The sequence below is a fragment of the Chryseobacterium nepalense genome (assembly GCF_023195755.1).
Classification (GTDB): domain Bacteria; phylum Bacteroidota; class Bacteroidia; order Flavobacteriales; family Weeksellaceae; genus Chryseobacterium; species Chryseobacterium nepalense.
This window is the reverse complement of the sequence record NZ_CP096203.1, coordinates 3,791,380-3,818,358: the sequence shown is the minus strand read 5'-3', so window position 1 is coordinate 3,818,358 and position 26,979 is coordinate 3,791,380. Positions and strand designations below refer to the sequence as shown.

General features: G+C 37.0%; 28 protein-coding genes. 14 read left to right on the top strand and 14 right to left on the bottom strand.

Features of this window, described 5'->3' with window-relative positions; translation table 11 throughout:
* Positions 1-41 precede the first annotated feature (41 nt).
* The 3 genes from M0D58_RS17265 to dnaG all read right to left on the bottom strand — a co-directional run bounded on the left by M0D58_RS17265 (position 42) and on the right by dnaG (position 3,668).
* The gene (locus M0D58_RS17265; RefSeq protein ID WP_248392037.1) at positions 42-590 is read right to left on the bottom strand and encodes a type 1 glutamine amidotransferase domain-containing protein; all 549 of its coding nucleotides are present in this window, start codon (positions 588-590) and stop codon (positions 42-44) included.
* A 302-nt stretch (positions 591-892) separates the two neighbouring features.
* The gene (gene clpP, locus M0D58_RS17260) at positions 893-1,579 is read right to left on the bottom strand and encodes an ATP-dependent Clp endopeptidase proteolytic subunit ClpP (protein ID WP_089999356.1); all 687 of its coding nucleotides are present in this window, start codon (positions 1,577-1,579) and stop codon (positions 893-895) included.
* A gap of 109 nt (positions 1,580-1,688) precedes the next feature.
* Positions 1,689-3,668 (bottom strand): DNA primase, encoded by a 1,980-nt coding sequence (gene dnaG / locus M0D58_RS17255; RefSeq protein WP_248392035.1) that lies wholly within the window; start codon positions 3,666-3,668, stop codon positions 1,689-1,691.
* Between the two features lie 122 nt (positions 3,669-3,790).
* On the opposite strand from dnaG, the gene M0D58_RS17250 reads away from it, so the two are divergent.
* The 11 genes from M0D58_RS17250 to M0D58_RS17200 all read left to right on the top strand — a co-directional run bounded on the left by M0D58_RS17250 (position 3,791) and on the right by M0D58_RS17200 (position 12,528).
* Positions 3,791-4,120, top strand: a complete 330-nt coding sequence (locus tag M0D58_RS17250; protein ID WP_248392033.1) for a hypothetical protein — start codon at positions 3,791-3,793, stop codon at positions 4,118-4,120.
* Positions 4,121-4,168: 48 nt separating this feature from the next.
* Complete coding sequence (locus M0D58_RS17245; RefSeq protein WP_248394996.1) at positions 4,169-4,405, top strand: transglycosylase domain-containing protein; 237 nt, start codon at positions 4,169-4,171, stop codon at positions 4,403-4,405.
* 112 nt (positions 4,406-4,517) lie between these two features.
* The gene (gene tsaE, locus M0D58_RS17240; RefSeq protein ID WP_248392032.1) at positions 4,518-4,925 is read left to right on the top strand and encodes a tRNA (adenosine(37)-N6)-threonylcarbamoyltransferase complex ATPase subunit type 1 TsaE; all 408 of its coding nucleotides are present in this window, start codon (positions 4,518-4,520) and stop codon (positions 4,923-4,925) included.
* Positions 4,926-4,993: 68 nt separating this feature from the next.
* Positions 4,994-6,187, top strand: coding sequence for an alanine dehydrogenase (locus tag M0D58_RS17235; protein WP_248392030.1), 1,194 nt, complete (start codon positions 4,994-4,996; stop codon positions 6,185-6,187).
* Positions 6,187-6,558 (top strand): hypothetical protein, encoded by a 372-nt coding sequence (locus M0D58_RS17230; RefSeq protein ID WP_248392028.1) that lies wholly within the window; start codon positions 6,187-6,189, stop codon positions 6,556-6,558. The genes M0D58_RS17235 and M0D58_RS17230 overlap by 1 nt, the downstream gene beginning before the upstream one ends.
* Positions 6,559-6,578: 20 nt before the next feature.
* A complete protein-coding gene (locus M0D58_RS17225) occupies positions 6,579-7,073 on the top strand; it encodes a hypothetical protein (protein WP_248392026.1) in 495 nt (164 codons plus the stop codon).
* 6 nt (positions 7,074-7,079) lie between these two features.
* On the top strand, positions 7,080-7,850 hold the full coding sequence (locus M0D58_RS17220) for a histidine kinase (protein ID WP_248392024.1): 771 nt from the start codon (positions 7,080-7,082) through the stop codon (positions 7,848-7,850).
* Positions 7,828-8,535, top strand: a complete 708-nt coding sequence (locus tag M0D58_RS17215; RefSeq protein WP_248392022.1) for a LytR/AlgR family response regulator transcription factor — start codon at positions 7,828-7,830, stop codon at positions 8,533-8,535. Before M0D58_RS17220 ends, M0D58_RS17215 begins: the two co-directional genes overlap by 23 nt.
* Before the next feature lie 105 nt (positions 8,536-8,640).
* Complete coding sequence (locus M0D58_RS17210) at positions 8,641-9,030, top strand: hypothetical protein (protein ID WP_248392020.1); 390 nt, start codon at positions 8,641-8,643, stop codon at positions 9,028-9,030.
* Between the two features lie 106 nt (positions 9,031-9,136).
* On the top strand, positions 9,137-11,413 hold the full coding sequence (locus M0D58_RS17205; protein ID WP_248394995.1) for a cation:proton antiporter: 2,277 nt from the start codon (positions 9,137-9,139) through the stop codon (positions 11,411-11,413).
* A 269-nt stretch (positions 11,414-11,682) separates the two neighbouring features.
* Positions 11,683-12,528: a prephenate dehydrogenase gene (locus M0D58_RS17200; protein ID WP_248392018.1), complete on the top strand. Its 846-nt coding sequence runs from the start codon at positions 11,683-11,685 to the stop codon at positions 12,526-12,528.
* Between the two features lie 202 nt (positions 12,529-12,730).
* On the opposite strand, the gene M0D58_RS17195 is transcribed toward M0D58_RS17200, so the two are convergent.
* The 8 genes from M0D58_RS17195 to M0D58_RS17160 all read right to left on the bottom strand — a co-directional run bounded on the left by M0D58_RS17195 (position 12,731) and on the right by M0D58_RS17160 (position 20,714).
* On the bottom strand, positions 12,731-14,149 hold the full coding sequence (locus tag M0D58_RS17195; RefSeq protein WP_248392016.1) for an L-serine ammonia-lyase: 1,419 nt from the start codon (positions 14,147-14,149) through the stop codon (positions 12,731-12,733).
* Between the two features lie 216 nt (positions 14,150-14,365).
* The gene (locus M0D58_RS17190; protein WP_248392014.1) at positions 14,366-15,709 is read right to left on the bottom strand and encodes an ammonium transporter; all 1,344 of its coding nucleotides are present in this window, start codon (positions 15,707-15,709) and stop codon (positions 14,366-14,368) included.
* Positions 15,710-15,818: 109 nt separating this feature from the next.
* Positions 15,819-16,460 carry an alpha/beta hydrolase gene (locus M0D58_RS17185; RefSeq protein WP_248392012.1) on the bottom strand — a complete coding sequence of 214 codons (642 nt, stop codon included), beginning with the start codon at positions 16,458-16,460 and terminating at the stop codon, positions 15,819-15,821.
* Between the two features lie 52 nt (positions 16,461-16,512).
* Positions 16,513-17,295: a hypothetical protein gene (locus M0D58_RS17180; protein ID WP_248392010.1), complete on the bottom strand. Its 783-nt coding sequence runs from the start codon at positions 17,293-17,295 to the stop codon at positions 16,513-16,515.
* Positions 17,296-17,568: 273 nt separating this feature from the next.
* On the bottom strand, positions 17,569-18,204 hold the full coding sequence (locus tag M0D58_RS17175) for a YceI family protein (protein ID WP_248392008.1): 636 nt from the start codon (positions 18,202-18,204) through the stop codon (positions 17,569-17,571).
* Between the two features lie 78 nt (positions 18,205-18,282).
* Positions 18,283-18,849, bottom strand: coding sequence for a YceI family protein (locus M0D58_RS17170; protein WP_248392006.1), 567 nt, complete (start codon positions 18,847-18,849; stop codon positions 18,283-18,285).
* A 137-nt stretch (positions 18,850-18,986) separates the two neighbouring features.
* On the bottom strand, positions 18,987-20,036 hold the full coding sequence (locus tag M0D58_RS17165) for a glucokinase (RefSeq protein WP_248392004.1): 1,050 nt from the start codon (positions 20,034-20,036) through the stop codon (positions 18,987-18,989).
* Between the two features lie 114 nt (positions 20,037-20,150).
* The gene (locus M0D58_RS17160) at positions 20,151-20,714 is read right to left on the bottom strand and encodes a hypothetical protein (RefSeq protein WP_248392002.1); all 564 of its coding nucleotides are present in this window, start codon (positions 20,712-20,714) and stop codon (positions 20,151-20,153) included.
* 245 nt (positions 20,715-20,959) lie between these two features.
* On the opposite strand from M0D58_RS17160, the gene M0D58_RS17155 reads away from it, so the two are divergent.
* Both M0D58_RS17155 and M0D58_RS17150 read left to right on the top strand, forming a co-directional pair.
* Positions 20,960-22,339, top strand: coding sequence for a DUF1800 domain-containing protein (locus tag M0D58_RS17155; RefSeq protein WP_248392000.1), 1,380 nt, complete (start codon positions 20,960-20,962; stop codon positions 22,337-22,339).
* 43 nt (positions 22,340-22,382) lie between these two features.
* Positions 22,383-23,567 carry a DUF1501 domain-containing protein gene (locus tag M0D58_RS17150; RefSeq protein ID WP_248391998.1) on the top strand — a complete coding sequence of 395 codons (1,185 nt, stop codon included), beginning with the start codon at positions 22,383-22,385 and terminating at the stop codon, positions 23,565-23,567.
* A gap of 51 nt (positions 23,568-23,618) precedes the next feature.
* Here M0D58_RS17150 and M0D58_RS17145 read toward each other — a convergent pair whose 3' ends face one another.
* From M0D58_RS17145 to M0D58_RS17135, 3 genes are all read right to left on the bottom strand, one after another.
* Positions 23,619-23,759: a hypothetical protein gene (locus M0D58_RS17145; protein WP_248391996.1), complete on the bottom strand. Its 141-nt coding sequence runs from the start codon at positions 23,757-23,759 to the stop codon at positions 23,619-23,621.
* A 54-nt stretch (positions 23,760-23,813) separates the two neighbouring features.
* Positions 23,814-24,833: a helix-turn-helix transcriptional regulator gene (locus M0D58_RS17140; RefSeq protein WP_248391994.1), complete on the bottom strand. Its 1,020-nt coding sequence runs from the start codon at positions 24,831-24,833 to the stop codon at positions 23,814-23,816.
* Positions 24,834-25,129: 296 nt separating this feature from the next.
* Positions 25,130-25,462: a HopJ type III effector protein gene (locus M0D58_RS17135; protein ID WP_248391992.1), complete on the bottom strand. Its 333-nt coding sequence runs from the start codon at positions 25,460-25,462 to the stop codon at positions 25,130-25,132.
* A 97-nt stretch (positions 25,463-25,559) separates the two neighbouring features.
* Between M0D58_RS17135 and M0D58_RS17130 the strand changes: the two genes are divergently transcribed.
* Positions 25,560-26,942 (top strand): RtcB family protein, encoded by a 1,383-nt coding sequence (locus M0D58_RS17130; RefSeq protein WP_248391990.1) that lies wholly within the window; start codon positions 25,560-25,562, stop codon positions 26,940-26,942.
* The last annotated feature ends 37 nt before the right edge of the window (positions 26,943-26,979 follow it).

The following is a 26,979-nucleotide window of genomic DNA, read 5'->3' as shown; positions in this document are numbered from 1 at the left end:
TTCGATGCCGCCGAATTTTTTATTCTATGGTTTGCAATAAATTACAAAGTCTGCTCTTCATGTTTCCCTTCCTTGATCTCTTCCACCATTTTGGCATTGAAAGCCGGAAGATCTTTAGGAGTACGACTGGTAACCAATCCGTTATCGACCACGACTTCACTGTCTTCCCACTGTGCTCCTGCATTTTTAAGGTCCTGGCTAATAGAATTTACGGAAGTCATATTCCTGCCATCAACTACTTCAGCGTTGATAAGGATCTGCGGTCCGTGACAAATGGCGGCTACCGGCTTTTGCTGCTGGAAAAAATCTTTTACGAAAGACAGTGCACTTTCATTTGTTCTTAACTGATCAGGATTGATGACACCTCCCGGCAAAACCAATGCGTCATAATCGGAAGCGTTTGCTTCATCTAATGTCTTATCAACAGGATATTCCTGCCCCCAGTCTTTTTCAGCCCAGGCTTTGATTGATCCTGATTCCGGACTGATGATATGAGCAGTCCAGCCCTGTTGTTCTAAATGTTCTTTTGGAGATTTTAATTCGCTTTCTTCAAAACCGTGTGTTGCTAAAATTGCAATTTTCTTTGACATAATTTTTATGATTTAAGTGTTATGCCATTTTAATTGGAAAAATAATGCCATTAGACAATTTAATTTTATAAAGTTTGTTAAAGTCCTGATTTCTGGTCCGAAATCGGCCTTTTGATTATAAACTTTAACAAGTCTATCGTTTTAGCCCGGATTGAAGCAATTGTCTGAGCTCATTTTCAAGTTTGGGGCGGCGAAGCCGCGCCGCCCCAAACTTGAAAATAGCGAGTGCGGAAAGCCGGAAAAAGCTCCTAATAAAAAAACGCACCAAACAAATTGATGCGCCTTTTGTATTTTTACAAAAATTATTTTTTGTCTTTGGATCTTTGTAGTACTTCGTCTACCATTCCGAAACCTTTCGCTTCTTCGGAGGTCATCCAATAATCACGGTCTGATGCTTTTTCAACCCATTCATACGTTTGTCCGGAGTGTTCGGAGATGATTTCGTATAATTCTTTTTTCAGTTTTAACATCTCTCTTAAGTTGATTTCCATGTCAGAAGCTACCCCTTGTGCACCTCCTGAAGGCTGGTGAATCATCACTCTTGAATGTTTTAATGCAGAACGTTTTCCTTTTTCTCCGGCAACCAGTAATACAGCTCCCATTGAAGCGGCAATTCCTGTACAAATTGTAGCTACATCCGGCTTAATGATCTGCATGGTATCGTAAATCCCCAATCCGGCATAAACACTTCCACCCGGCGAGTTGATATAAATCTGAATGTCTTTGGAAGGATCTGCACTCTCTAAGAAAAGAAGCTGAGCCGTAACGATATTCGCCACCTGATCGTCAATTCCTGTTCCCAAGAAAATGATTCTGTCCATCATGAGACGTGAAAATACATCCATCTGAGCAACGTTCAATCTTCTTTCTTCCATGATGTACGGTGTAAGATTGGTAGGACCATACATTCCCATATACTGATCGGTAGCCAGACCGCTGTTTCCTAAGTGCTTTACAGAGAAATCTCTGAATTCTTTTTTAATGTCCATATTTCTGTTATGTATTATTAAATTTACGAAGTTTAAATTACAACTTTTATTCCTAAAATATTATAGGACTTTTTGTCACAGACTTTTTATAAAGAAAAATAATTAAAGGTTATCTGTCAGAATAAATTCCGGTAATTGCAGAATAATTCAGAATTTTTGATAATTCTACTGACACGAGGGTGAGCATCTGGATTTTTTTGATCAGTTCAAAATATTTTCCTTCATCAGAATCTGCATGCTCTGTAAGCTCTTTTTTGGTTTTTAAAATCAGGAAATTGACATAGCGGAATTTATGGATCAGGATGTCACCGGCAACCTGTTCGGGAATTTTGTCACCATAATTTGGCGAAAAAATATTCCGGGTGGACCAGTCGTTCAGTTCGCTGTAAATATTCATGGAATTAACGGCTGCTTTACTAAGCTCTTCATCCATCAATCCAAAAAAGAAATTTCCTTTTCTCAGCTCTTCTTTTTCAATTCCTTCTTTGATATAATCTACTATTTTTTTGTTAAGTTCTACCTGGAATTCGTAGCCGTCTTCCTCAAAATGGTGGAGAATTTCCTCAATGACCGTAATTTCATAGTTCTGTTCATCTGGTGTTGTTCGCTGCAATATTACATCGCCATAGTTCAGCATGTGGTTGATAAGGTCATTCTCCAATTTCGTAACATTAAAAACAATTGGATCCACCTGGTCTCTCGGATCATCCACGATCTGCAGTTTGGCAGGCTGTTGCGCTTCGGCTTTCACCTGAGCTTTTTGGGTCTGGTTCTGTGTGATCTGTTTCTGAACATCCAGTTCATTGAAAAGACTCTGCTCCGAAAGTCCGAATTTATTGGAAACTTCCTTAAGATACACTTCTCTTTTCAGGGCATTCTGAACAAAAGATACCGATTTAACAATATCCCGGATGGCTTCCGCTTTTTTGATAGGATCGTTACCTACTTCTTTAAGCAAAATCTCCGCTTTGAAGTCAATGAAATCCATTGCCTGGTTTTCAATGAACTTTTCAACATATTCCTGCGGGTACTTTCTGGCAAATGAATCCGGGTCGTCACCATCGGGAAACAAAAGAACACGGATGTTCATTCCTTCGGTAAGCAGCATGTCGATACTTCTGAAGCTGGCTTTTATCCCTGCGTTATCACCATCAAAAAGAATGGTAACATTCTCGGTAAGTCTTTTAATGAGTTTGATCTGCTCTGTGGTAAGTGACGTTCCCGAACTGGCCACAACATTCTCGATTCCGGACATATGAAGTGAGATCACGTCCATATAACCTTCTACCAAAAGGCATACATTTTTTCTTGAAATAGCCTGCTTACTCTGGTTCAGACCGTAAAGAACATTGGATTTATGGTAAATTTCCGTCTCCGGAGAATTGAGGTATTTGGCAGTCTTAACATTATTCTTGAGAATTCTCGCTCCAAAACCCAGCACTCTTCCTGAAAAACTGTGAATCGGGAAGATTACCCTTTCACGAAACCGATCCACTCCAGAAGGTGTATTTTCAGGGAAAATGGAAAGTCCGGATTTCTCGAGGATTTCTTTTGTGTAGCCTTTTTCCAGCGCATAAGCCGTAAAAGCATTCTTCTGTTCGGGAGAATATCCGAGCTGGAATTTTTTAATGATATCATCTTTCAGCTCCCGCTCTTTAAAGTACGAAAGTCCGATGGATTTCCCTTCTTCCGAATCCCAGAGTATTTCCTGGAAATAATTGTTGGCTACTTCGTGGATCTTATAGAGCATATCCCTTTCCGAATGTGCCTGTTTGGCTTCTTCGGAATATTCACGCTGATCTTCCTCAATTTCAATTCCGTATTTTTTTGCGGCATGACGCAGCGCTTCAGGATAAGTGAAATTTTCAATTTCCATCAAAAAGGAAATCGCCGTTCCTCCCTTACCTGTAGAAAAATCTTTCCAGATCTGCTTGCTCGCAGAAACTACAAAGCTCGGCGTCTTTTCATCATGAAACGGACTGAGTCCTTTGTAATTAGACCCTGCCCTCTTCAGCTGTACATATTCTCCCACAATCTCTTCTACACGGATTGTTGAGAATATTTTATCAATGGTCTGCTTGGAAATCATGATGCAAAAATATACAAAAAAATGTTCTTAGTACAATATGACAAAATAACAATATAATTCCTTTCTAAGGTGATTTTAGAGTTTTATTTTAATTATTTTTGAATAAAATAGCTCCATTTTATATGATGAAATATTTTAAAATCTCTACAGCTTTAGTTTTTACAGCACTTGTTTTACTGTTCTTTTATGTTGAGTTTGGCGGAAGATTTATCATCGGTAATTCTGATAAACGAATGATTACTCACGAAATAAAAACCAGCGAAAAACTTCCAGAAAATTTCACCAATTTTTACAACACCCTTTATCCGAATGCGTTGCATGAAAATTCGTGGCACTTGTTATTGCAATCAGTAATAAATAAAAATAATCAAAGAAAGGAATGCCCTTGCAATATTACTGCTTTTCAAATGATGCCTGTTTTAGCAATTGACAACAAAAAAAGTATAGATTAGTTTGTTGTTGCCAGATATCTTGAACGTCATTACAGTCAGGAAGAATGTCTGGCATTTAATTTTAGCCATTTCGACTTTTTGGAAAACAGAAAAGGTATTTCGAAACTTTCTAAATCTTTATTCAAAAAGGATATTAAAGATTTAAAATCAATTGAAATGTCGGAAATTGTGTCCCTTTATGAAAATCCTGTAAAAAATAACCGTTACAGAAATCCTGAAAGAGCAAAAACACGAGCCGAATATTTAAATCAGACTTATATTATTAATTCTAAAAGTAAAAAATAAGTTTTAAAACTGTATTCGAAATTGCCACTAAAATCATGAATAAAAATGAAAATCCCTTAGTATTTTTTGTTTATAAATAATTTATTGTAATTAATTATCTTTGTTTAAAAATATGCAATTCACGATTCATCATATGAACGACTGGCAAGATATTGCGGAAAAAGTCGGTTCAGCATTACAACACAACATCCTTCTTCTCAAAGGCAATCTCGGAGCAGGAAAAACCACTTTTACCCAATTTCTTCTTAAAAAACTGGGAAGCGAAGATGAAGTAAGCTCTCCCACATATTCTATTGTTAACGAATACAGTACACCACAGGGAAAAGTATTTCATTTTGATCTTTACCGGTTAAAAAATATTGATGAAGTTTACGATATCGGAATTGAAGAATACCTGGACAATGCCTTTTTATGCATAATCGAGTGGCCCGAAGTATACGAAGATGACCTTCACGGTCTTAAATACCACGAAATGAGCATTATCAACACAGGTGAACAGAGAGAAATCTCATTCGAGTAAATATTATGTATCTTTGTTTTCGAAATTGAATGTAAATAACGATCTGTAAGAATTTAATTATTTAAAGGATGAGTACTACAAATATTTTTACTCCTTTTACCGAAGAGGAACTGATGCCGAAAGAAGAGAAGCTGGAGGTCATCAAAAAAGGAAAACAATTCAGCATAGGAATTCCTAAAGAAACCTCCCTGAATGAAAGAAGAGCTTGTATCACCCCGGATGCTGTACAGGTTCTGGTAGAAAGTGGTCATGAAATCATTATAGAAGCCGGTGCCGGCCTCGGTTCTTTTTTTACAGATCTTCAGTATTCCGAGTCGGGCGCTAAGATTACCAACGATCCGAAAGAAGCTTTTTCCCAGGATCTTATCCTGAAGGTAAATCCTCCAACGGAAGAGGAAATTGAGTATATGCGTCCCAATACGTATCTTGTGTCTGCCCTTCAGATTAATCTCAGAGATAAAAATTATTTCCTGAAACTCGCAGAAAAGAAAGTAAATGCCATCGCTTTCGAATTTATTGTTGATGAATATAAGCAATTGGCTTTAGTAAGACTTGTAGGCGAAATCGCAGGAACAGTTTCTATTTTATATGCCTCAGAATTATTAGCTTTATCAAATGGGCTGATGCTGGGAGGAATTACAGGTGTAAGGCCTGCTGAAGTGGTTATTCTGGGTGCAGGAATTGTTGGGGAATTCGCCACCAAAGCAGCCATTGGTTTAGGAGCCAGCGTAAGGGTTTTTGATAATTCCCTTTCAAAGCTCAGAAGGCTTCATACTTTAGTAGACAGCCGGGTTCCTACTTCCATTATTGATCCCAAAGAATTAAAAAAAGCTTTACGAAGAGCAGATGTGGTAATCGGCGCTTTGCCAAGACTTAATATGACCCCGATTGTGACCGAAGATATGGTCATGAAAATGAAAAAAGGCAGCGTAATTATCGATATTACCATCGACAACGGAAAAGTTATTGAAACCTCAGAGCTTACCACCATGGAAGATCCTTACATCATTAAACACGGCGTGATTCACTGTGGACTTCCGAATCTAACCTCAAGAATGCCGAGAACAACAACGAAAGCCATATCAAATTTCTTCCTTTCCTACATTCTTCACTATGATGAAGAGGGCGGCTTTGAGAACATGTTGGTCCGCAAAAATGAAATGAAACAAAGCCTTTATATGTATAAGGGACGACATACAAAAAAGATCATCTGCGACCGTTTCGGGCTTACGTATCACGATATCAATCTTTTAATCTTCTAATGAAAAAACTCAAATTCTATATGATAGGTCTTATTCCGGGACTTATTATTGTATTTTTTATTTTAAACAAAAAAGGAGCAAGCTGCAGCGGATATCTTCCCAACAGCCGTGTCATCGCAGAAACACTGTCTAAAGATTTCACCTATTCCGATCAGTTTAAAGCTGAAATGGCTGCATTGAATGTCAATGAAAAATTTTTAAAAGACAGCATCATCACCAAAGGAACAATTGATTTCGATAAAAGTCATGCCCAGAAAAAGCCTTGTCCCGATTATCTTTTAATATATCCTAAAGAGAATCCGGTTTATGAACTTACATTTGAAAAATGTGAGGAAAAAGCAACAATGACGTCTCTAAAAAAGCTGAAGTAGAATATTTTTGATGTAAAAGAATGAAAATAAGAAACAGATTATCCATATTTCTTTGTTTTTTATCTGCAATCATACTCAGTTCCTGCGAGGCTGTACTACATTACGAAGGAAATATTTATGATTATAAAAACGAACCCGTAGAAAATGCTTATATCGCTCTGGTTATCAACAATAAAGACACCATAACAGAAGCAGGAGATAAATTTGATACCATTTCGCCTGCGAAAAGAAAAGAATTGCGAAAAAAAGGAGTAAAAGATAATTTCAGGTATACTATTAAAGGACTTTCTGAACCGGTAAGATTGTACACCGATAAAAATGGATACTTTACAACAACTCCTTTTTTAGTAAGCTGTCTTTTTAAGTGTCCTAAAGTAAAAATGCTTGTGCAAAAAGATAAGCTCTCAAAAGAATTTACGATAGAGTCCCTTGAAAAAATTCATGTGAAAAATGATTCTATAAAACGCGGCTCTTTCAGAGAAAATATATCGGAAAAATATCTAATTTTTTTATAAAACTTAATGGACGGCAATTACTACATGATTCATGATTATCTGATATTCATCGGGGTTTTTGCTATTTTCTTTTTTTTAACGGTAAGTATTTATCTGTTTGGCCAGAACCAGAAGTTTAAGATTAACAATGCGAAACTGAGCGAAGCCAATAAAATGATTCAGCAACGGCTGAATGAAGTTCAGCTGGAGCACATCGGGACAAAGCTAAATCCTCATTTATTCAAAAATATACTCAATTCCGTACAGTCACATGCTTATCAGACCTATATGTCGCTGGATAAACTGGCAAATGTTTTAGATTATATTTTATATGAAAGCAATAGCAAATTTGTAAGCCCTAAAGAAGAATTAAATTTTGCTTTAAGCTTAATTGAGATTAATAAAATAAAGGTAAATCCCCTTTTTGATTTTAGAATTAAATCTAGAATAGACACAGCGGATCATCTGTATGAGGAAAAGGTTTTTGCGCCGCTTATTTCAGTAGATTTAATTGAAAATGCTTTTAAACATACGGATTTTTTGGCTCAGGATTCATTTATTGCCATACAGACGGAATTGCAGGATGGAATTTTTTCGATGAAGGTAAGCAATAAAGCTTCGCTTAAAAATACGCTGGAAAAAGAAAAAAGCGGATTCGGAAGCCAGTCTCTGGATCAGCGCCTGAAAATGATTTACAACAATTTCTACAGTCTGCATAAACAATCAAAAAACGGGATCTTCACAGCAGAATTAACCATCAATTTAGGAGAATTTTATGATAAAATGCGTTATTCTTGATGATGAATTATTAGCCATCAGCTATCTTAAACTTCTTTGTGAGCAGATTGAAAACGTAGAAGTGGTAAAGGCATTTAATGATCCTAACCTCTTTTTAAATGAAATAGAAAATATTGATTGTAATGTCTGTATTTTAGATATCGAAATGCCTGGAATGAATGGTCTTCAGGTAGCAGAACACATTCCGGATTCAAAAAAAATTATTTTTACCACAGCCTACAAAGAGTATGCAGCAGAAGCCTTTGACCTGAATGTTGTGGATTATGTGCGAAAGCCTATCAAAAGAGAAAGACTCGCGCAGGCGTTCGAAAAAGCCGGGAAACTTGTACAAAATACAACAAAAAAAGATTTCATCGAATGGAATACCAATATCGGCAAAACCATCATCTTTACCAATCAGATTGCCTACATCAGGACCTCGGAAATCGACAGTCGCGACAAGGACATTACACTCAGAGACGGAACAACGATCGTACTGAAAAACCTTAACTATAAAAACCTTCTGGAGATGCTTCCTGCAAAGGATTTCGCACAGGTTAACAAGAAAGAAATTGTCGCACTGTCTTCCATTAAAGTTTTTTCCACCAACGAAATTATTACTACTATTCCCGAAAACGACAGTTTTTTAAAACTGCAGATTGGTGAAGCTTATAAGCACGCCCTTCTGGATAGATTCGGAAAATAAAATTCAAAGATTACAGATTTCATTACAGAAGTTACTCTCTTCATTACATCTGTATTATTTAAAACGCTTCCCCGATGTACTTTTGCAGCTGATTAAATTTATCATATGAAAAAAATTTTTTATGCTGCAGCAATCATTGTATCCGGATTCTGTTTTTCTCAGGAAAAAAATTACGGAATAAAAGCCGGATTTTTTGACGGAATCGTTACTGCAGGCTATGTAGACCATGGAGCATTTATTAATTTTACAGGCCCAAATATCAGCTTTAAAAATAAAGATATTAAAATATTGATTGGAATGCTTCCATCGCTCAGAATTAAAGAAGATAAGTCGGAAGGAGCAAAAAACAGCACCATCATTCCTACGCTGGGAGCAGGATTAACCTTCATTTACAAAAAATTTGCATTGCAGGTTCCCCTATATTATAATACAAAAACAGCAACACAGGACGGTGCGTGGAAAACAGGCCTCGGGCTGGGATATTCTTTCAGATAAGGTTTCATTACATTATTTGAAACATTGATTACATTTAAAAAAAAACATAACACATCATCACTATATTCTTAAGAAATTTGTGTTTTAAAATAAGGAGATTATGAATTTGGGAAAATATAGGAATATTATTTTTTACGTAAGCACAATTGCATTCTTTTCGATGCTGATATACTGGTTTTTTGTTGAAGGAAAAACACTGGAAATCGGAGAAAATATAGCCCAGTCCAAAAATACAGGCTCTACCATGTGGGAAAGTTTCACCGAATCTTTTCTCGAAAACCTCCATCATCCTTTAGCCCTGTTATTGGCACAGATCGTTACCATCATTCTTGTCGCAAGGCTTTTCGGATGGATCTGCATCAAGATCAAGCAACCGTCCGTAATCGGTGAAATGATTGCAGGAATCGTTTTAGGCCCCTCCCTTGTAGGAATGTATTTCCCCGAATTTTCCGCATTCCTTTTCCCTAAAGAATCCTTAGGAAATCTACAGTTTTTAAGCCAGATCGGGCTGATCCTTTTTATGTATATCGTAGGTATGGAACTGGATCTAAGCGTATTGAGAAAAAAGGCTCATGATGCCGTAGTGATCAGTCATGCCAGTATTATTATTCCTTTTGCGCTGGGAGTAGGACTGTCTTATTTTATTTACCGGGAATTTGCTCCTGATGGAATTCAGTTTACCTCATTTGCCCTATTTATTGCAATTGCCATGAGTATTACTGCATTTCCGGTACTAGCCAGGATCGTTCAGGAAAGAAATCTTCAGAAAACCAAGCTCGGAACTGTGGTGATTACCTGTGCAGCAGCAGATGATATTACAGCTTGGTGTATCCTGGCAGCAGTAATTGCGATTGTAAAAGCAGGATCTTTCGCCAGTTCGATTTATGTAATTTTAATGGCAATCGCCTACGTATTTATTATGATAAAAATCGTGAGGCCTTTTTTAAAAAGAATCGGAGATCTTCAGGCTGGGAAAAATACGATCAACAAACCGATGGTCGCTATCTTTTTTTTAACCTTAATTCTTTCAGCATATACTACTGAAGTTATTGGTATTCATGCATTGTTCGGAGCTTTTATGGCTGGTGCTATCATGCCTGAAAATACTAAATTCCGAACCATGTTTATCGAAAAAATAGAAGATGTTGCTCTCGTGCTTTTGCTTCCGTTATTCTTCGTTTTCACCGGACTCCGTACACAGATAGGACTTTTAAATGACGGGCACCTCTGGATTACAGCAGGATTTATTATCCTAACCGCTGTTGTAGGAAAATTTGCGGGCAGCACTTTAACGGCTAAATTTTTAGGTATCAACTGGAAAGAAAGTCTAACCATCGGAGCATTAATGAATACGAGAGGCCTTATGGAATTAATTGTCCTGAATATAGGATATGATCTTGGCGTTTTAAGTCCAGAAATTTTTGCCATGATGGTGATTATGGCCTTATTTACCACTTTTATGACGGGACCTGCACTGGATTTTATCAATTTTATTTTCAAATCTAAAAAAGGAAATGATGAAAATAAAGCAGATGATGATGCCCAGTATAGAGTTTTACTCTCTTTTGATAATCCTGAATCCGGGAGTACCCTCCTCAAGCTCGCGCATGATTTCACAAAAAAAATGAATGCCAACAAAAGCATTACCGCTATGAATATTGCCCCGGTAAACGAAATGCATGCTTACGATATTAATGAATATGAAAACGAACAATTCAAAAATGTCATTGATACCTCACAGGAACTCAGCCTGAAAATCACGACTCTTTTTAAAGCTTCTACAGACATTGAAAGTGATCTTACCCACATTTCAAACAAAGGAAATTATGATCTCCTGCTCATTATGTTGGGAAAATCAATGTATGAAGGAAGTTTATTGGGAAGGCTTTTAGGTTTTACTACCAAGATCATTAACCCCGAAAAGCTGCTTAATACCGTAAAAGGGAAAGGCAACATCTTCAACACATCTCCTTTTGACGATTTTACCCTTCAGATCTTAGATAAAACCAATATTCCCGTAGGTATTATGGTGGATAAAAATTTCAGCGCTGCAGATAAAGTATTCGTTCCGATATTTAATCTCAGTGATTTTTATCTCCTTGAATATGCCAAAAGGCTCATCAACAATAACAATTCCCAGATTATCATCCTTGATGTTGCCGGACAGATCCGGAGCAATATCGAAGTAAAAGAACTCATCAGGAGTATTGAACAGGTAGCCCCCAATCACATCACTTTATATAACGAGAAGAAAATTGAAAAAGAATTTCTCACTTCTCAGGACCTGATGCTGATCAGCAATAAAAGCTGGAAAAATCTGATTGACAGTAAAAGTCTCTGGCTTTCGGATATTCCTTCCACGTTGATCATCAGCAATCCTTAGTAAAAGTGAATGGTGAATATAAAAAGCAGTTAAGGCTCATTGTCAATCAGTTTGCTGTCATCATATAAATTGACAATTGACTACGAAGTAAAATTCACCATTCACTTTTTTAATTTCAATTAAAAAAATTGTTACCTTTGCCTTGTGATTACAAACATCGGAACATATTATTACGGAATTTTTAGCTCAGCTTTGGGATAAGGATTTCTTATATAGATAAACATAACCTCGTCCTTTGACGGGGTTTTTTATTTTAAAAAATTTAAAAGATGAAAATAAGTATTGTAGGAGTAGGTCTCATCGGCGGATCAATTGCCTTAAAACTAAAATCAAAAGGAATAGCAGACTTTATCTGTGGAATTGACAACAGCAGTAACCACCTGGATGAAGCATTGAAATTACATATTATTGATGCCCACGCTGATCTTGAAAACGGAATCAGAAATGCAGATCTCATCATTCTTGCGATTCCGGTGGATGCTGCAAGGAAACTTCTTCCAAAAATTCTCGATATTATTTCTGAAAACCAGATTGTCATGGATACCGGGTCTACCAAAGCCGGAATTGTACAAGCTGTAAAAAACCATCCCAAAAGATCAAGATTTGTTGCCTTTCACCCGATGTGGGGAACGGAAAACAGCGGTCCGAAATCTGCTGTTTCAGAAAGTTTTGCCGGAAAAGCGGGAGTCATCTGCAATAAGGAAGAATCTTCTGAAGATGCCCTGAAAACCGTAGAAAAAATTGTGGAAAGCCTTGATATGCATTTGATCTATATGGACGCGAAAGACCATGATGTTCACACGGCTTATATTTCACATATTTCCCATATCACTTCTTACGCACTTGCTAATACTGTTCTGGAAAAAGAACGTGAGGAAGAAACGATTTTCCAGCTGGCAAGTTCGGGATTTTCCAGTACGGTCCGACTCGCAAAATCACACCCCGAAATGTGGGTTCCGATCTTTCGGCAAAATAAAGAAAATGTTCTTGATGTCCTTAATGAGCATATCTCGCAGCTGCGAAAATTTAAATCGGCTTTAGAAAAAGAAAATTATGATTACCTGGGAGAACTGATTTCAAATGCCAACAAAATCAGGGGAATTTTAGATAAATAATTTTAATTAAAACAACTTTGACTGATCTTTTTCTACAAATCAGATTTAAAGCGATGTTGCAGTATAAAAGATATACCTGTGAAATTGATTGGAAACTTATAGGTTTCTATTTGTATTGTAACCCTGAAAATTACAATATTAATTGAAAATCCTCAGAAATATTTCATTCCGAGGATTTTATTCTTTATAAATTAAACTAATCCTAACATTCCGCTACATTTACAGCTATCGCCAAACCACCTTCGGAAGTTTCCTTAAAACGGTCGTTCATAGAAAGGGCGGTTTCCCACATGGTTTGAATAACTTGATCTAAACTTACCTTTGCTTTCGCCGGATCACTTTCCAGAGCAATATTGGCTGCGGTAATTGCCTTTATCGCGCCCATCGTATTTCTTTCAATACATGGAATCTGCACCAATCCTTTAATCGGGTCGCAGGTCATTCCCAAATGATGTTCCATAGCGATTTCTGCAGCCATCAGAACCTGTCCTACACTGCCGCCGAGAATTTCGGTAAGTCCTGCCGCTGCCATTGCCGAGGAAACCCCAACTTCTGCCTGACAGCCTCCCATTGCAGCAGAAATAGTCGCATTTTTCTTAAATAAAGTACCGATTTCTCCTGCCACCAGCAAAAACCGGATGATATCATCTTCACTCGTGAAAGGTGTAAAAGCCTGAGCATACATTAAAACCGCGGGAATTACACCGCTGGCCCCGTTCGTTGGTGCCGTAATGATTCTTCCGAAGCTTGCATTTTCCTCATTTACCGCCAATGCAAAACATGAAATCCATTTATTGATGTTGGTGAAATTTTCTTCCGCATCTACCACCTGCTGAAACCATTCATCTTTATTTTTATAGATTTTATCTCCCAGCAGCTTGCGATTAATTCCGGCAGCCCGACGCGAAACATTAAGTCCGCCTGGAAGAATACCTTCCTTATTCACACCTTTATAAATACATTCTTTGATCTGCTGCCAGATATACAATGCTTCTTTTTTCGTTTCTTCCTGAGATCTCCAGCTTTCTTCATTCATTAAAATAAGATCTGAAATTCTGGTAAGACCAAGTTTCTCACAATATTTTACAATATCCGAAGATTTATGGCAAGGATATAAGGTACGGATACAATGTTTTTCAATAGATTTTTTCTCCTGGCTCATAATAAAACCTCCTCCTACAGAATAAAAATCCTGCACTAATTCAGTTCCGTCCTCAAAAATTGCTTTAAAAATCATTCCATTCGGATGATAATCGAGCGACTGTTTCATATTTAATACCAGATGATGCCCGTAAATAAAAGGAATTTCTTTTTCACCACCGAGGTTGAGTTTTTGCGAACTTTTAATTTGTTCTATTTTTTCATCAATTTTTGTGGTATCAATGGTTTTAAAATCTTCACCACTTAATCCCAGCATCCCTGCAATATCAGTTCCGTGTCCGATCCCCGTTTTGGCAAGGGAACCGAAAAATTCAAGAAAAACTTCTTTCACTTCTGCAATTGATCTTTCTCTTTTTATAATTCTGATGAATGCAGAGGCCGCATTCCAGGGTCCCATTGTATGTGAACTGGACGGCCCAATTCCCACTTTTATAATTTCAAAAACCGATATTGATTCCATATAGAAATTCTCCTTTTTCTTTATCACAAAGATACATGATAAATCCAAATGCAAAAGCCGGAGATGAAAAATCAGCTCCGGCTTTCTAATTAAAACTATATGAACACTAGTAGATTCTTTTTATGTCAATAGTGAATGGTCAATTTGCTTTGCAGTCAATTTTAAATTTACCGGAATCATTCACTATTTAAGATGACAATTCACTGTTTAAAACTCCTAACACAGGCTTTCTTCGTGCTGGGAAATATCTAATCCGAGATCTTCAGATTCCTCCGAAACCCTCAGTGTAATAATGCTGTTTGTAATTTTATATAAAAGTAATGATCCGAAAAACGTAAATACTGAAACCAGAAGCAATGCCGCCATGTGATGTGCAAAAACTTCCAGACCGCCATGAAGAAGACTGGCATTTTCACCATGAGCAAAAATTGCGGTAAGAATCATTCCCATAATTCCACCGACACCATGACAGGCAAATACATCCAGTGTGTCGTCTATTTTTTTTAGTGCTTTCCAGTTCATCATCAGATTAGAAACAATTGCCGAAATAAATCCTATAAATAAACTTTCCGAAACCGAAACAAAACCACATCCGGGAGTAATTGCCACCAGACCGACCACTGCACCGATACATGCCCCTAAAGCAGAAACTTTTCTTTTGTTAATGCGGTCGAAGAAAATCCAGGTCATCATCGCAGAAGCAGAGGCAATTGTTGTAGTCCCGAATGCTGTTGCTGCAGTAGCATTGGCACTAAGTGCCGAACCGGCATTAAATCCGAACCATCCAAACCAAAGCATTCCCGTTCCCAGGATCACATAGGAAATATTGGAAGGCTCATGATGCGGCCTTTTTCTGTTTCCCACTACCAAAGCACCGGCCAATGCTGCAAATCCCGCACTCATATGAACAACTGTTCCTCCTGCAAAATCTTTTACACCAAAATATTTATTGAGAAGCCCGTCCGGATGCCAAACCATATGACAAAGCGGAGTATAGATAAAGATGCTAAAAAGCACCATAAATAAAAGATAAGAGATAAAACGTACCCTTTCCGCAAAAGATCCTGTAATCAAAGCAGGTGTAATTACGGCAAATTTCATCTGAAATAAGGCAAACAAGATAAACGGGATGGTAGATGCCATATATTTATGAGGAAGAACCCCTACTCTACTGAAGAAAGGATAGCTCAGCGGATTACCGATAATTCCGTAATGTTCCCCATTTAAAGTAAAGCCAATGGAATCTCCGAAAGATAAGGAAAAACCAATAACCACCCACAGAATAGAAATCACTCCCAATGCGATAAAGCTCTGGAGCATCGTAGAAATTACATTTTTTTTACCTACCATTCCTCCATAAAAGAACGAAAGTCCGGGAGTCATCAGCAAGACAAGTCCTGCAGCTGCAAGAATCCATGCGACATCGGCCCCTACAATATTTTCTTCACCAAGAAATTCTCCGGTATTCGGAAAGTCTGAAATAGGACTCCAGAATAGTCCCCCTACAGCAACAAGAGTAATGATACAGAATGAAACGATCCATTTTAAACCAACTGTCATAACAATTTATGTTTTACCCCTTCAAAAATAAACATAAATTTTTAAAAACAACTAAAAAAACCTCACAACCCCTAAAAAAAATAACATAAAATAATTTTAAATGCAAAATTTAATCAAACACCCCCTTTAATATCCCGGAAACTTCTTTTGATTTTGTTGCGGGAAACAAATGAGTTCCTCCTTTAATAATATAATCCGGTCTGCAGTTTTTAATCGGGAAGACGATGTCTTTATCTCCGAGAATTTGTATGACATCCGGGTTTTCTTCAAATTTCCAGTCGGATATTTTTTCAATAGACCATTTCAGATAATAAGGATCTCTCACCTGAAAATATTGTAAAATTCTTGGATTTTTAGGATCAAAAAACTTTCTGAACATAGAATAGATATTCGTTGTCTTTTCATTGAAAAACCTTACAGGTAAAAGCTTTGGGATTCTGGTAACCTGCCCGGTTTTAATTAGAACTGATTTTTCCTTATCTGACCTGATACTCCCCAAAATAACTACTTTTTTCGCAGGCTTCAGCTTATTTATTTCCTGAACCAGAATTCCGCCAAAGGAATATCCCAAGAGGTAAAATGGCTCCGAGTCATCAATTTTCTCTGCCATTCTCTGTACATAATGTAAGAATTCTTCATTCTGGTCCGGAATCAGCCAGTCGATAAAAACAACTTCATGGTGTTTTGGGAACTGTATTTTTTCAAGTACTTTAAAATCTGCGCCAAGACCGCTTACTACATATATTTTCATAGTACTAAAATATAAAAAAGCATCAAGACATGATTTTTATATTATGTAAAAATTAATCTTTATGATTAGAAATTCTTGTAACGCTATCAATATTTAAGGTTGTAATATCATCAGAGGCCACCCATTCTAATATATACCCGTTACCTGTACCGAAAGGACTTGGAAGGCTTGCCTGGTCTGCAATTGACGTAAAATTGTATACAAGAATACCACTCGTTTTACCTGATGGAATAACACCACTTACTTCAAGCCTGAAACTTGAAGAAGGATTTCGTAAAATGAATTTTATATCCTGACTTAATATATTTGAGCTTTTGGTGTAATTGACAATAACTCTCCATTGATGCACCTGTCCTAAAACTTCATTTTCTATAAATCTACCTCCGTTATAGATCTTAATGTCGCTAACGGTAGAGTTTTCCGGCCAGCTTGTTGTAGGAGAAGAAGCATATACTAAAGGCAACGAATACGTAACCTGTCGTGTGGTATTAGCCGGAGTATTGCTCCAACTTGGTTTTACGCCACCACTAGATCCACCAGCATTAATTTTCACCACTCCTTCATTAGGTTTCGTGAGCTGCGTACTGTATATTACCGTGTTCCATGTACTACCGTCAAAATATCTTATTGCTTTGTTGGTAGAATCATATAATATCATCCCTGCAACCGGAGTAATAACCGATACAGGATCTGCAAGTCTCGGAAGGACCACTGCAGAATTTGCAGAAGTAATATCTAAAACTCCTTTTGGATTTGTTGTATTAATACCAACCTGTGCATTATTAATAGTAAATTTAATTGTAAATAAGAATAAAAGAATAATTTTAATTTTCATGATCGTGTAATTTTAATATAATTATTTCAATGTTATCAATAGCAAATATGTAACAATACATTGGGAAATCAAAAAAAATAATCCAAAAAAAAACAGATATACTTGGATTAAATTAAAATCTATTCAGAACAAAATCAACAAAATCTTAAGTTATTAAAAATAATATAAATCACTTTTTAAAAAAACAAGAGTGGTATTCCGCAAATAACACTAAATACTAAAAAAGTGACTTCAAATGAAGTCACTCTATTTAAAATAATTTAATCTAAATTATTATTTCTTCTTTTTTACAGGAGTTCTGTTTTCATTATCTAATTTCTCAGTAGAAATCTTAAACTGAATATCCATTTCGTTTTTAATGAAATAATCTTTAAGGGAAGATTGGTAGAATACTTTAAAATCTCTTCTGTTTAATGAAAATTTTGCAGATTCTATCACCACAGTGAACTGTGTAATGTAAACATTTGCAGGGAAAGTGATGGTTTTTCTAACGCCTTTTATCGTAACATCTCCGTAAACCGTAGAGTTGAATTCGCTGTTTGCCAATGGAATAATCTTCGTTAAGTGGAATTTCGCTAACGGAAATTTTTTAACATCAAAGAAATTTGAACTTTTAAGATCATTCGTTAGTTTTACCATATCTTCATCCTGGCTTGAAACATCACCTGCCATAATCGATTTCATATCAACCACGAATTCTCCATCGATAAGAACGGTTTTGTCAAAAGTAAACTTTCCGCTTTTCAGCTTAACAGTCCCCGAATGTGTTGTAGGAACCGTTTTCACCACTTTATATCCCCACCATCTGATCTCAGACGATGTTACTTTTACCACTTTATCTCCTTTCTTCTGACCGAAAACAAATGACATGCATACACACATCATAGCAAACAATAGTAATCTTTTCATTCTTTTTTATTTACAATTCAACAAAAATAAAAAAAAGTGTAGAACTTCTACACTTTTAACAATCTTTTTTTGATTAAATTATTTTGCTGTCACTTTTACCTGCAAATCCATATCATCTTTCACAAGCACATCCTGCATGGTAGATTTGTAAGCAACATCAAATTTTTGTCTGTCAATTGAGAATTTGTTTGACATTAAGCTTACTACTCCGTTAGCATAAGTAATTTTTGCAGGGAAAGAAATTGCGTTGGTTTTTCCTTTTACCGTTAAATTACCTGTTACTAAGGAATTGTATACTTTATCATTGTTTTTCTTCACACCCGTGATTTTGAAAGTCGCAGTAGGATATTTTTCAACTTCAAAGAAATCACCGTTTTTAAGGTGTCCGTTTAGTTTTTGCTGATATTCACCGGAAAGATCAGTGGCATTGATAGAAGTCATATCTAACACAAAACTACCACCAACCAATTGGTTTCCTTTCATAATCATATCACCTGATTTCACCTTTACCGTTCCGTTGTGAGAGCTTGCTTCAGATTTTGCGATCTTATACCCCCACCACTGAACATCAGAGCTTACTACTTTTTTTGCCTGTCCGAAAGCTAGGCCACTTGCTAATACTGCTAATAAAAATATTTTTTTCATTTTGATAAAAATTATTTGCTTGTTTATTATTTACTGGTGCAAATGTAGTCAACAGAAATGATAGATTTCATTGATGTATATCAATTAATGCAATAATTTTTATAAATAAAAAAACTCCGGAAATCCGGAGCTTAAAGTTAGTCTTGATAATAAGCGGTGTATAGCGCTGCGCCATTCAAAGCTGTATTTTCGTTTTTATTAAGATAAATTGGAATATTTCTCAGCATTTCTTCCATTTTATCACTGATCTTGAATTTTTCGTAGAACTTATCTTTATCAATATAAGACCTGATTTCCTGAGGAATATCCCCTGAAATCAGTAATCCTCCTGTTGCTTTCAGTTTTAAGGTAAGGTTATTTGCCTCTCTTGCGAGAAACTCTATAAAGGTATCTAAAGCGATTTTACAGATCAGTACATCATCTTCAACAGCCGCTTTATATAACTCCTGAACGAAATTTCCTTCAGAAAGTCTTTCAGCAAGCCATTCCGGCTCAGGATGTCTTTTTACATCTCTTAAAAAACGGTAAATATTGAATAATCCTGTTTTAGACAAGACATTTTCCCAGCTAACAATTCCATAAATATTGTTCAGAAACTGGTAGAATTCTACCTCAACATTTGTTCTTGGAGAGAATTCTGAGTGACCTCCTTCCGTTGCAAATGGTCTTATATACTTTCCGTCAAAGAAATACCCTGCTTCCCCAAGTCCGTTTCCGGGAGCAAGAATGGCAACATTTCCTTTTTCGAGATTTCCGCTGGTATAGATGGGATCAAGATCAGAATCTTCCAGAAGTCCCATCCCGTAGGCAGAAGCTTCCTGGTCATTAAGCATATCTGCTCTCTCGAAATTAAAATCTCTTTTAAGCTCTTCAATATCTAGATTCCATCCCAATCGTATCGGATTACTTTTGCCGTTAAGCACAGGTCCGGGAACTGCCAGACTGAGTCTTTTAACGTTCTCAAGTTGATTATCCTGAATGAATTTCCTTAAAATATCTCCAAATGAAGCATATTCTTTGGTAGGATATATATTCTGGATTTTAAGTTCAAGGCCTTCGTTTGCGGAAATAAAATAGCCTAAAGTTGTAATATCTTCACGAAGGTTTGCGCCAATGATAGAAATGTTATCATTGCCAGCATTTTTTACTCCTGGTAAGTAAAGCGGAAATTTCGGATTCAAAATCATAACCTCAAATTTTATCAAATATAATAATACTTTTCGTAAATTTTCGTTAGAAATAAAAAACCTTCTCAAAAACTCGAAAAGGTTTGGCTAATAATTGCTTATATTTAAATCTAACTACTTTCCTAAAGGAATATTGTAGGAAAATCCTACCCCAATGTTACCCACATTGTAGTCCTGACCCGGCAAATCTCCTTTGCTTCCTACAAATACCTTTTGGTACTGCACAAAGAAGTTCCAGTCCTGATTGTGATAACCAATCTCAGGTTTTAGGTAAAAACCACCACTTGGCTTGTCCAGGGTTGTATTGGATGCTACCTTATCATCTCCAACAAGGAAGCCATATCCTAAATCTGTTCCAAAATAAAAACCTGTTTGTTTTGGATAAATTCTCAATAAGGCAGCCACAGGAACAACACCTACATCATTATTACTGTATCCGTTATTATCTTTCCCAAAATAATGAGTATATCCAGTAGCAATACCCAATCCGAATCCTGGCGTTACCAGATTCTGATAGGCTACATCAACACCTACAGCCATTGAAGTGTTATCAGATGGAACTGCTAAACCTACATTTGCTCCTACTTTAATCATATTATTCATCTGCGCACTTTGTGCACTTAATGCTCCAGCAGTAAAAATTCCGGCAAATAAAATTGCGTGTTTTAACATTTTCATAACTCTGATTTTTAATTTTACTACTGTGAAAACTATAAAAATCGTGCCAACCACGGTGTTTTCAACAATTCACAAGGAACGCAGATCACAAAATAATGATATTCAATATATTAAATTTAATTAAAATTAAATGCCTGTTTAATTGTTATGAGCAAGAATTTCTATAGCTGTAATATTAACAATTGTTAACCGTTATTTTATTTAACATTACCATCTTAATACCATCCAAAATATAAAATACAGCTATGGCACTCGAGTCAGTTATCCGAAATAAACACCTTCTTTGGCGAGCAGGCTTTGGCGCCGGGATTAACCAGTTTGAAGATCTTAACAATAAAAACTCTAAAACTTTTCTTGATGAGCTGCTGAAGGAAGAAGCTTTTACTTATATCAATTATGATACTCCGGATACGGACACGCTGGATTATATGAATGACAAATCTCCTGCGGAAAAGAGAAAAGAAATACAAAAGATCAACCGCCGGCAGAATGAAGAGCTTAATCTTAACTTTCTGTATAAAATGGTAACCGGTAACGAACAGCTCAGGGAAAAAATGGCATTCTTCTGGCACGGACATTTCGCTTCAAGAGTACAAAATCCGAAATTCAACCGTCAAATTCTTAATGTTATCCGGAAAAATGCTCTCGGAAGTTTCAGGGAACTGCTGTTTGAAGTAAGCAAATCACCGGCGATGCTGAGTTTTCTTAATAATCAGCAAAATAAAAAAGATCATCCCAACGAAAACTTTGCGCGGGAAGTGATGGAACTTTTCACGATGGGAAGAGGAAATTATTCTGAAAAAGACATCCGGGAAGGTGCAAGAGCTTTTACAGGCTGGGGTTATGATAAAGAAGGAAACTTTCAGGAACGAAAAAAACTTCATGATGAAGGCTCCAAAATATTTTTAGGCCAAACCGGAAACTTTACAGGAAATGATGTGTTAAATATCATTCTTGAACAAAAAGCAACTTCCAGATTTATCACCGCAAAGATTTACCGTTTCTTCGTCAATGAAACTGAAGATAAAGCAATTGTTGACCAGCTTGCAGATCATTTTTACAAATCCGGTTATGATATCCGGAAACTGATGATTGAAATATTCTCAAGTACCTGGTTTTATGAACAAAAAAATATTGGTAACAGAATAAAATCACCGATAGAGCTTATAGCCGGAATTATGCGTACACTGCCGATGAATATTCAGAATCCTGAAAACCTGATTGTATACCAGAAACTATTGGGACAAATGTTGCTTTACCCTCCGAATGTTGCCGGCTGGCCAAACGGAAAATCCTGGATCGACAGCTCTACCCTAATGCTGAGACTTCAGATTCCGCAGATCTGGTCCGGATTACGGCCCTTAGAATATACTCCACGGCCGGATGATGATATTGACATGGGAATGAAATCTCCGGAAAATATTTTAAACAAATCTTTTAAAAATCCTAATATTACCATCGACTGGGATCGTGTGGAAAAAGTTTTCAGCGGCAAAAACCCTACAGAATACCTGATTCAAAACACAAAATCTTTAGACATGAATTCCGTGAAAAACTTTTCTGACAACAGCATTAAGATGAATGTTATTAATCTGATGTGCACTCCTGAATATCAATTGATGTAATGACATCTGCAGCCCGCATTTTTTCAATTTAAAACCTAATGTTATGTTAATCAAAAGAAGAGAATTCCTGAAAATAAGTTCCCTGGCAACCGCTTCATTATTAATGCCGAATTTCCTGAAAGCCATGACGTTCGATGAAGCACTGGAACCCAACCAGAAAATCCTGATCGTTCTGCAGTTTACAGGAGGTAATGATGGGCTCAATACGATTATTCCGGTGCGGAATGATATTTATTTTAAAGAAAGAAGCAATATTGCCATTAATAATTCTTTGACTCTGAATGATGAAACGGGGATTAACCCTGCCCTTTCGTATTTCAAAGAACTGCATGACAACGGTGAACTTTCCGTGATGAACAATGTTGGATACCCCAATCCTGATAAATCCCATTTCAGGAGTATGGATATCTGGCATTCGGCCAGTAAAAGTGATGAATACCTGGAAACCGGCTGGCTCGGAAGATTTCTCGACGAAGAATGCTACCGTTGCGAACATCCTACCCAGGCTTTGGAGGTTGACGATATGCTGAGCCTTGCTTTAAAAGGTGAAAAAAATAAAGCTTTTGCATTTAAAGATCCCAAAAGACTGTACCAAACCAGCCAGGAAAAATATTTCAAATCGCTTTATGACCATCATCACGACGATGAAACGGTTTCCTACCTTTATCAGACCCTGGGTTCAACCATCAACAATGCCGGATATATTTTTGAAAAAAGTAAGGCTAAGAAAACCAATGAAACGTATCCCAATTCTCAGTTGGGAAAAGATTTTAAAACCGTTGCTTCTTTAATTAAATCCGATATCAACACACGGGTTTATTACCTTTCCATCGGAAGTTTTGATACCCATGTGAATCAAAATGAAAGACAGCAGAAACTTTTCAATGATATTAATGAAGCCGTTAAATCTTTCGTAGCAGATATGAAAAGCAACGGCCTTTTTGATAATATTTTACTGATGACATTTTCGGAATTCGGCAGACGGGTTTCCCAAAATGCCAGTAAAGGAACTGATCATGGAACCGCTAACCAGATGTTTTTTATCAGTGGCGGACTAAAGAAAAAAGGTGTACTAAATCCGCTACCAGATCTTACGAAGCTCAATGAAGGTGATCTTATTTATTCCGAAGATTTCAGGAAAGTCTATGCTACGGTACTCAAAAACTGGCTCAAAGCAGATTCTTCTAAAGTCTTAGGCTGGAAAAACGGAGTTTATGATTTTATATAAAAAAAAGAGGCTGTTTTTATTAACGCCTCTTTTTTCACAATATTAAACTAACTACTCCCAGTTTTGTACGGGAACCTGTTTTTTATCTTCTGCCGGCTGTTCATCGAACTTTTCGGCTATTTTTTTAATAATAAATTCTATCACCAAAGGTGCTACCACTGCTACCACAGCTTTTAATATTCTTGATTTCATATTATTATTTTAGTATTTTGGGTAATACAATTTCCACGCCATAGATGTTTTATTTCAGTCTTCATCTTGTGCATTCAGGTTCTTATAATTTCTAAATCCCGACCTGAATTTTTCCTGCATCCTTATTCTCAGTTTTTTCGGCTGGTGAACAATCAGGCAGTCTCCGAAACCTAATAACAATCGTTCCAGTTCATAATTGATCTGTACACAAATTTTAAACACTGTTCCTTCTTCTGTTTCGCTTATAATTTCCTGACTTTTATGAAATGGTTTGGTTTTTACATAAGGTGCGTTGGATGCATCTACAAAGAAAATCACTTGTCGTGGTTTCATTGTCCCGGAAACGGTTACGCCTATAATATCCTTGAAATATTCATCACCATCAAGATTTTTGTCTATATATTCTGCTTTTTCTTCCTGTTCAATGTGTTCCATGCGGTCCAGAGCAAGGTTATACATTTTGCCTTTGTAAACACAGATCAGGAACCAGCGGTTATTATATTCTTTTAACAGTTGCGGATGAACCGTAAAAATATTCGCCTCACGTGCCGTAAAACTTTTATACCGAATACGAAGTACTTTTTTACTTACAATGCTTTCATAAAGCACATCAATATGTTCCAGGCCCTTCAGCTGTTCATTTTTATCGAGATGAATAATCGATTTATGGATGGTTGCATGGATGGAATCTTCCAGTTTCTGGATGACCCCGTTCATTTCTTTGAACATGGAAAAATCTTTGAACTGCTTCAGAATCTGTACTGCATTATTCATTGCTTTCAGGTCACTTTCATTGACGGAAATATTGTGAATGCTGTAATCGGGATCGCTGTATCTGTAATATTTCCTTTCGTACACTTCAATCGGAGCTTCATACCCGAATTTTTCACTGCGCATATTCTGCAGGTCGAGCTGCACCGTGCGTTTGCTTACGAAAGATTCTTTGCCTTCGTACTCAAATAGTGCTTCTGAACATTCATCAATCAGATCTTCAAGCGTATATTTCCGGTACTTGTTTTTCAGACATTTATCCAGAGTTTTGTAGCGGATCAGGGCATTTTTGTTGGATGACATGGTTTTATATTTTATTTGGGCGTGTCCCTCTGCCTTGGCAGAATTCCTATCCATTCGGGCCGGGCTGCTTCGGGCTTCACTTCGTTTCGGTTTCGGCTCGGGGCGAAGCCCCGAGCCGAAACCCCTCCTTCCAGTCGGGCCCTTCGTATCCCTCACGCGGAAGAAGGAATACTTACACTTACTTTCAACAGTAAAAAGAGATTCTCCAATTTCTTTTTCAATCAGAATGACAATTTCAGACTCAAGGAAATTCCCGGGATTGCTTGGTCACAGTGTTCCTTGCAGTGAACTAAAAATTATTTTCTCACCAAAGCCTTTCCCTCAAAAGAAACTCCTTCCCAGCCGGATTCCATAAAATTTCTGATATTCTGATGATCAGCTCCGTCAGGATTTTTCAGGACATCTTCTCTGTAGAATTCTCCGAAAAGATTCAGCGTTTCTTCTTTTGAAAGATCATTCAATTGAGCAAAGCTGAAGATCTTGCAAGATCCGTTATTTTGTCCGGCTTCATTCACTGTACTTCCGTTGATAAATTTCGTAGGCGTGAAATCATAATGTTCATCAATAAAGGCAATAACTTCTTTAAACTGGATTTTCTCCGGCGATCTTTCTAATTGTTCAAATAACATTTCATTTAATTTTCTCAAAAATAATCAAAATAATTTCATCTGCGCAAAAACATTGCACACTTCAGTTCTTACTTTGCATCAACAAAAAGATAAAAACATGGAATTTAACGGAACCCATTTAATTGAATTAGGATACCGACCTGCAAAATGGTTTAAAGAAGCAATCGAATTCATTAATGAAAATAGTTTAGACGAAAATCAAATCAAAATATATCTGGAACAGTTTAAACAGCCTGAACCTATTCCGCTTCACGCAACGGCAAAAGATTTTGTGATTAATATCAGAGCGGAACACGAAAGCGAAAACGATAATGTTGAAAAAGTAATCAGTACCATGAAGGTTTTAATGAAAACGCCGACTCTCGTTCACGGAGCAATCATGCCGGATGCCTGTCCTACAGGACCTGAAGGACATATTCCTGTCGGAGGTGTGGTAGTTGCAAAAAACGCAATTCATCCTGGATTTCATAGCGCGGATATTTGCTGTTCGGTGATGCTGACTGATTTTGGAAAAGCAGATCCTAAAGAAGTGCTGGATGTTGCGCATTCGGTTACTCATTTCGGGTACGGAGGAAGACCGAGAGGTGAGCAAATGCCAATGTCTCAGGAGCTAATGGAGGCTTTCAGGGAAAATCATTTTTTGAATGATGAAAAACTCATCAGCATTGCCCGTTCGCACATGGGAACGCAGGGAGACGGAAACCATTTTCTTTTCGTAGGGGTTTCAAAAAATACCGGAAATACAATGTTGGTGACCCACCACGGATCGAGAGCTCCGGGTGCAGCGTTATATGACAAAGGAATGAAAGTAGCCAACAAATTCAGGATGGAAATCTCTCCGGAAACATTAAGAGAAAATGCCTGGATTCCTTATGAAACTGAAGAAGGAAAACAATATTGGGAAGCTTTACAGCTGATCAGGCAGTGGACCAAAGAAAACCATATTTCTATCCATAATGCAGTGTTAAACAAAATGAAAACTGAAAAACAAAACCGTTACTGGAATGAGCATAATTTTGTTTTCAAAGACGGAGATTTATTCTACCATGCCAAAGGAGCAACACCGCTGGATGATAAATTCCTGCCGGATATTACCGGACCGAGACTTATCCCTCTGAATATGGCGGAGCCCGTTCTTATTGTACAGGGAACAACGAACGAAAGAAATCTCGGTTTTGCACCGCACGGAGCAGGAAGAAACTTCAGCAGAACCCAGCATAAAAAATCGCTGGCCCATAAAACGATTGAAGAAGTTTTTGCAGAAGAAACCCAGGGGCTGGATGTCCGTTTCTTTACGAATGATATTGATATTTCAGAACTTCCGACTGCTTATAAAAGTGCAAAAAATGTACGGGCACAGATCGAAGAGTACGGATTGTGTGAAGTTTTGGATGAAGTGATGCCTTACGGTTGTATCATGGCAGGTGATGTTCAGAAGAATGCGCCGTGGAAGAAAAAGAAGAAGTTTAGGAAAGCATAGGCCTGTTTAATTTGTATTGAAATAAAGTCAGTTCAAA

Excerpts from the sequence above, each read along its gene's own strand:
- M0D58_RS17160 (WP_248392002.1), bottom strand. The coding sequence starts at position 20,714 with ATGAAAATGTTAAAACACGCAATTTTATTTGCCGGAATTTTTACTGCT.
- M0D58_RS17140 (WP_248391994.1), bottom strand. The coding sequence starts at position 24,833 with ATGTCATCCAACAAAAATGCCCTGATCCGCTACAAAACTCTGGATAAA.
- M0D58_RS17175 (WP_248392008.1), bottom strand. The coding sequence starts at position 18,204 with ATGAAAAGATTACTATTGTTTGCTATGATGTGTGTATGCATGTCATTT.
- M0D58_RS17190 (WP_248392014.1), bottom strand. The coding sequence starts at position 15,709 with ATGACAGTTGGTTTAAAATGGATCGTTTCATTCTGTATCATTACTCTT.
- M0D58_RS17155 (WP_248392000.1), top strand. The coding sequence starts at position 20,960 with ATGGCACTCGAGTCAGTTATCCGAAATAAACACCTTCTTTGGCGAGCA.
- tsaE (WP_248392032.1), top strand. The coding sequence starts at position 4,518 with ATGCAATTCACGATTCATCATATGAACGACTGGCAAGATATTGCGGAA.
- M0D58_RS17250 (WP_248392033.1), top strand. The coding sequence starts at position 3,791 with ATGATGAAATATTTTAAAATCTCTACAGCTTTAGTTTTTACAGCACTT.
- M0D58_RS17215 (WP_248392022.1), top strand. The coding sequence starts at position 7,828 with ATGATAAAATGCGTTATTCTTGATGATGAATTATTAGCCATCAGCTAT.
- M0D58_RS17210 (WP_248392020.1), top strand. The coding sequence starts at position 8,641 with ATGAAAAAAATTTTTTATGCTGCAGCAATCATTGTATCCGGATTCTGT.
- M0D58_RS17265 (WP_248392037.1), bottom strand. The coding sequence starts at position 590 with ATGTCAAAGAAAATTGCAATTTTAGCAACACACGGTTTTGAAGAAAGC.
- dnaG (WP_248392035.1), bottom strand. The coding sequence starts at position 3,668 with ATGATTTCCAAGCAGACCATTGATAAAATATTCTCAACAATCCGTGTA.
- M0D58_RS17180 (WP_248392010.1), bottom strand. The coding sequence starts at position 17,295 with ATGAAAATTAAAATTATTCTTTTATTCTTATTTACAATTAAATTTACT.
- M0D58_RS17135 (WP_248391992.1), bottom strand. The coding sequence starts at position 25,462 with ATGTTATTTGAACAATTAGAAAGATCGCCGGAGAAAATCCAGTTTAAA.
- M0D58_RS17145 (WP_248391996.1), bottom strand. The coding sequence starts at position 23,759 with ATGAAATCAAGAATATTAAAAGCTGTGGTAGCAGTGGTAGCACCTTTG.
- M0D58_RS17200 (WP_248392018.1), top strand. The coding sequence starts at position 11,683 with ATGAAAATAAGTATTGTAGGAGTAGGTCTCATCGGCGGATCAATTGCC.
- M0D58_RS17235 (WP_248392030.1), top strand. The coding sequence starts at position 4,994 with ATGAGTACTACAAATATTTTTACTCCTTTTACCGAAGAGGAACTGATG.
- M0D58_RS17195 (WP_248392016.1), bottom strand. The coding sequence starts at position 14,149 with ATGGAATCAATATCGGTTTTTGAAATTATAAAAGTGGGAATTGGGCCG.
- M0D58_RS17150 (WP_248391998.1), top strand. The coding sequence starts at position 22,383 with ATGTTAATCAAAAGAAGAGAATTCCTGAAAATAAGTTCCCTGGCAACC.
- clpP (WP_089999356.1), bottom strand. The coding sequence starts at position 1,579 with ATGGACATTAAAAAAGAATTCAGAGATTTCTCTGTAAAGCACTTAGGA.
- M0D58_RS17230 (WP_248392028.1), top strand. The coding sequence starts at position 6,187 with ATGAAAAAACTCAAATTCTATATGATAGGTCTTATTCCGGGACTTATT.
- M0D58_RS17185 (WP_248392012.1), bottom strand. The coding sequence starts at position 16,460 with ATGAAAATATATGTAGTAAGCGGTCTTGGCGCAGATTTTAAAGTACTT.
- M0D58_RS17170 (WP_248392006.1), bottom strand. The coding sequence starts at position 18,849 with ATGAAAAAAATATTTTTATTAGCAGTATTAGCAAGTGGCCTAGCTTTC.
- M0D58_RS17220 (WP_248392024.1), top strand. The coding sequence starts at position 7,080 with ATGGACGGCAATTACTACATGATTCATGATTATCTGATATTCATCGGG.
- M0D58_RS17225 (WP_248392026.1), top strand. The coding sequence starts at position 6,579 with ATGAAAATAAGAAACAGATTATCCATATTTCTTTGTTTTTTATCTGCA.
- M0D58_RS17165 (WP_248392004.1), bottom strand. The coding sequence starts at position 20,036 with ATGATTTTGAATCCGAAATTTCCGCTTTACTTACCAGGAGTAAAAAAT.
- M0D58_RS17130 (WP_248391990.1), top strand. The coding sequence starts at position 25,560 with ATGGAATTTAACGGAACCCATTTAATTGAATTAGGATACCGACCTGCA.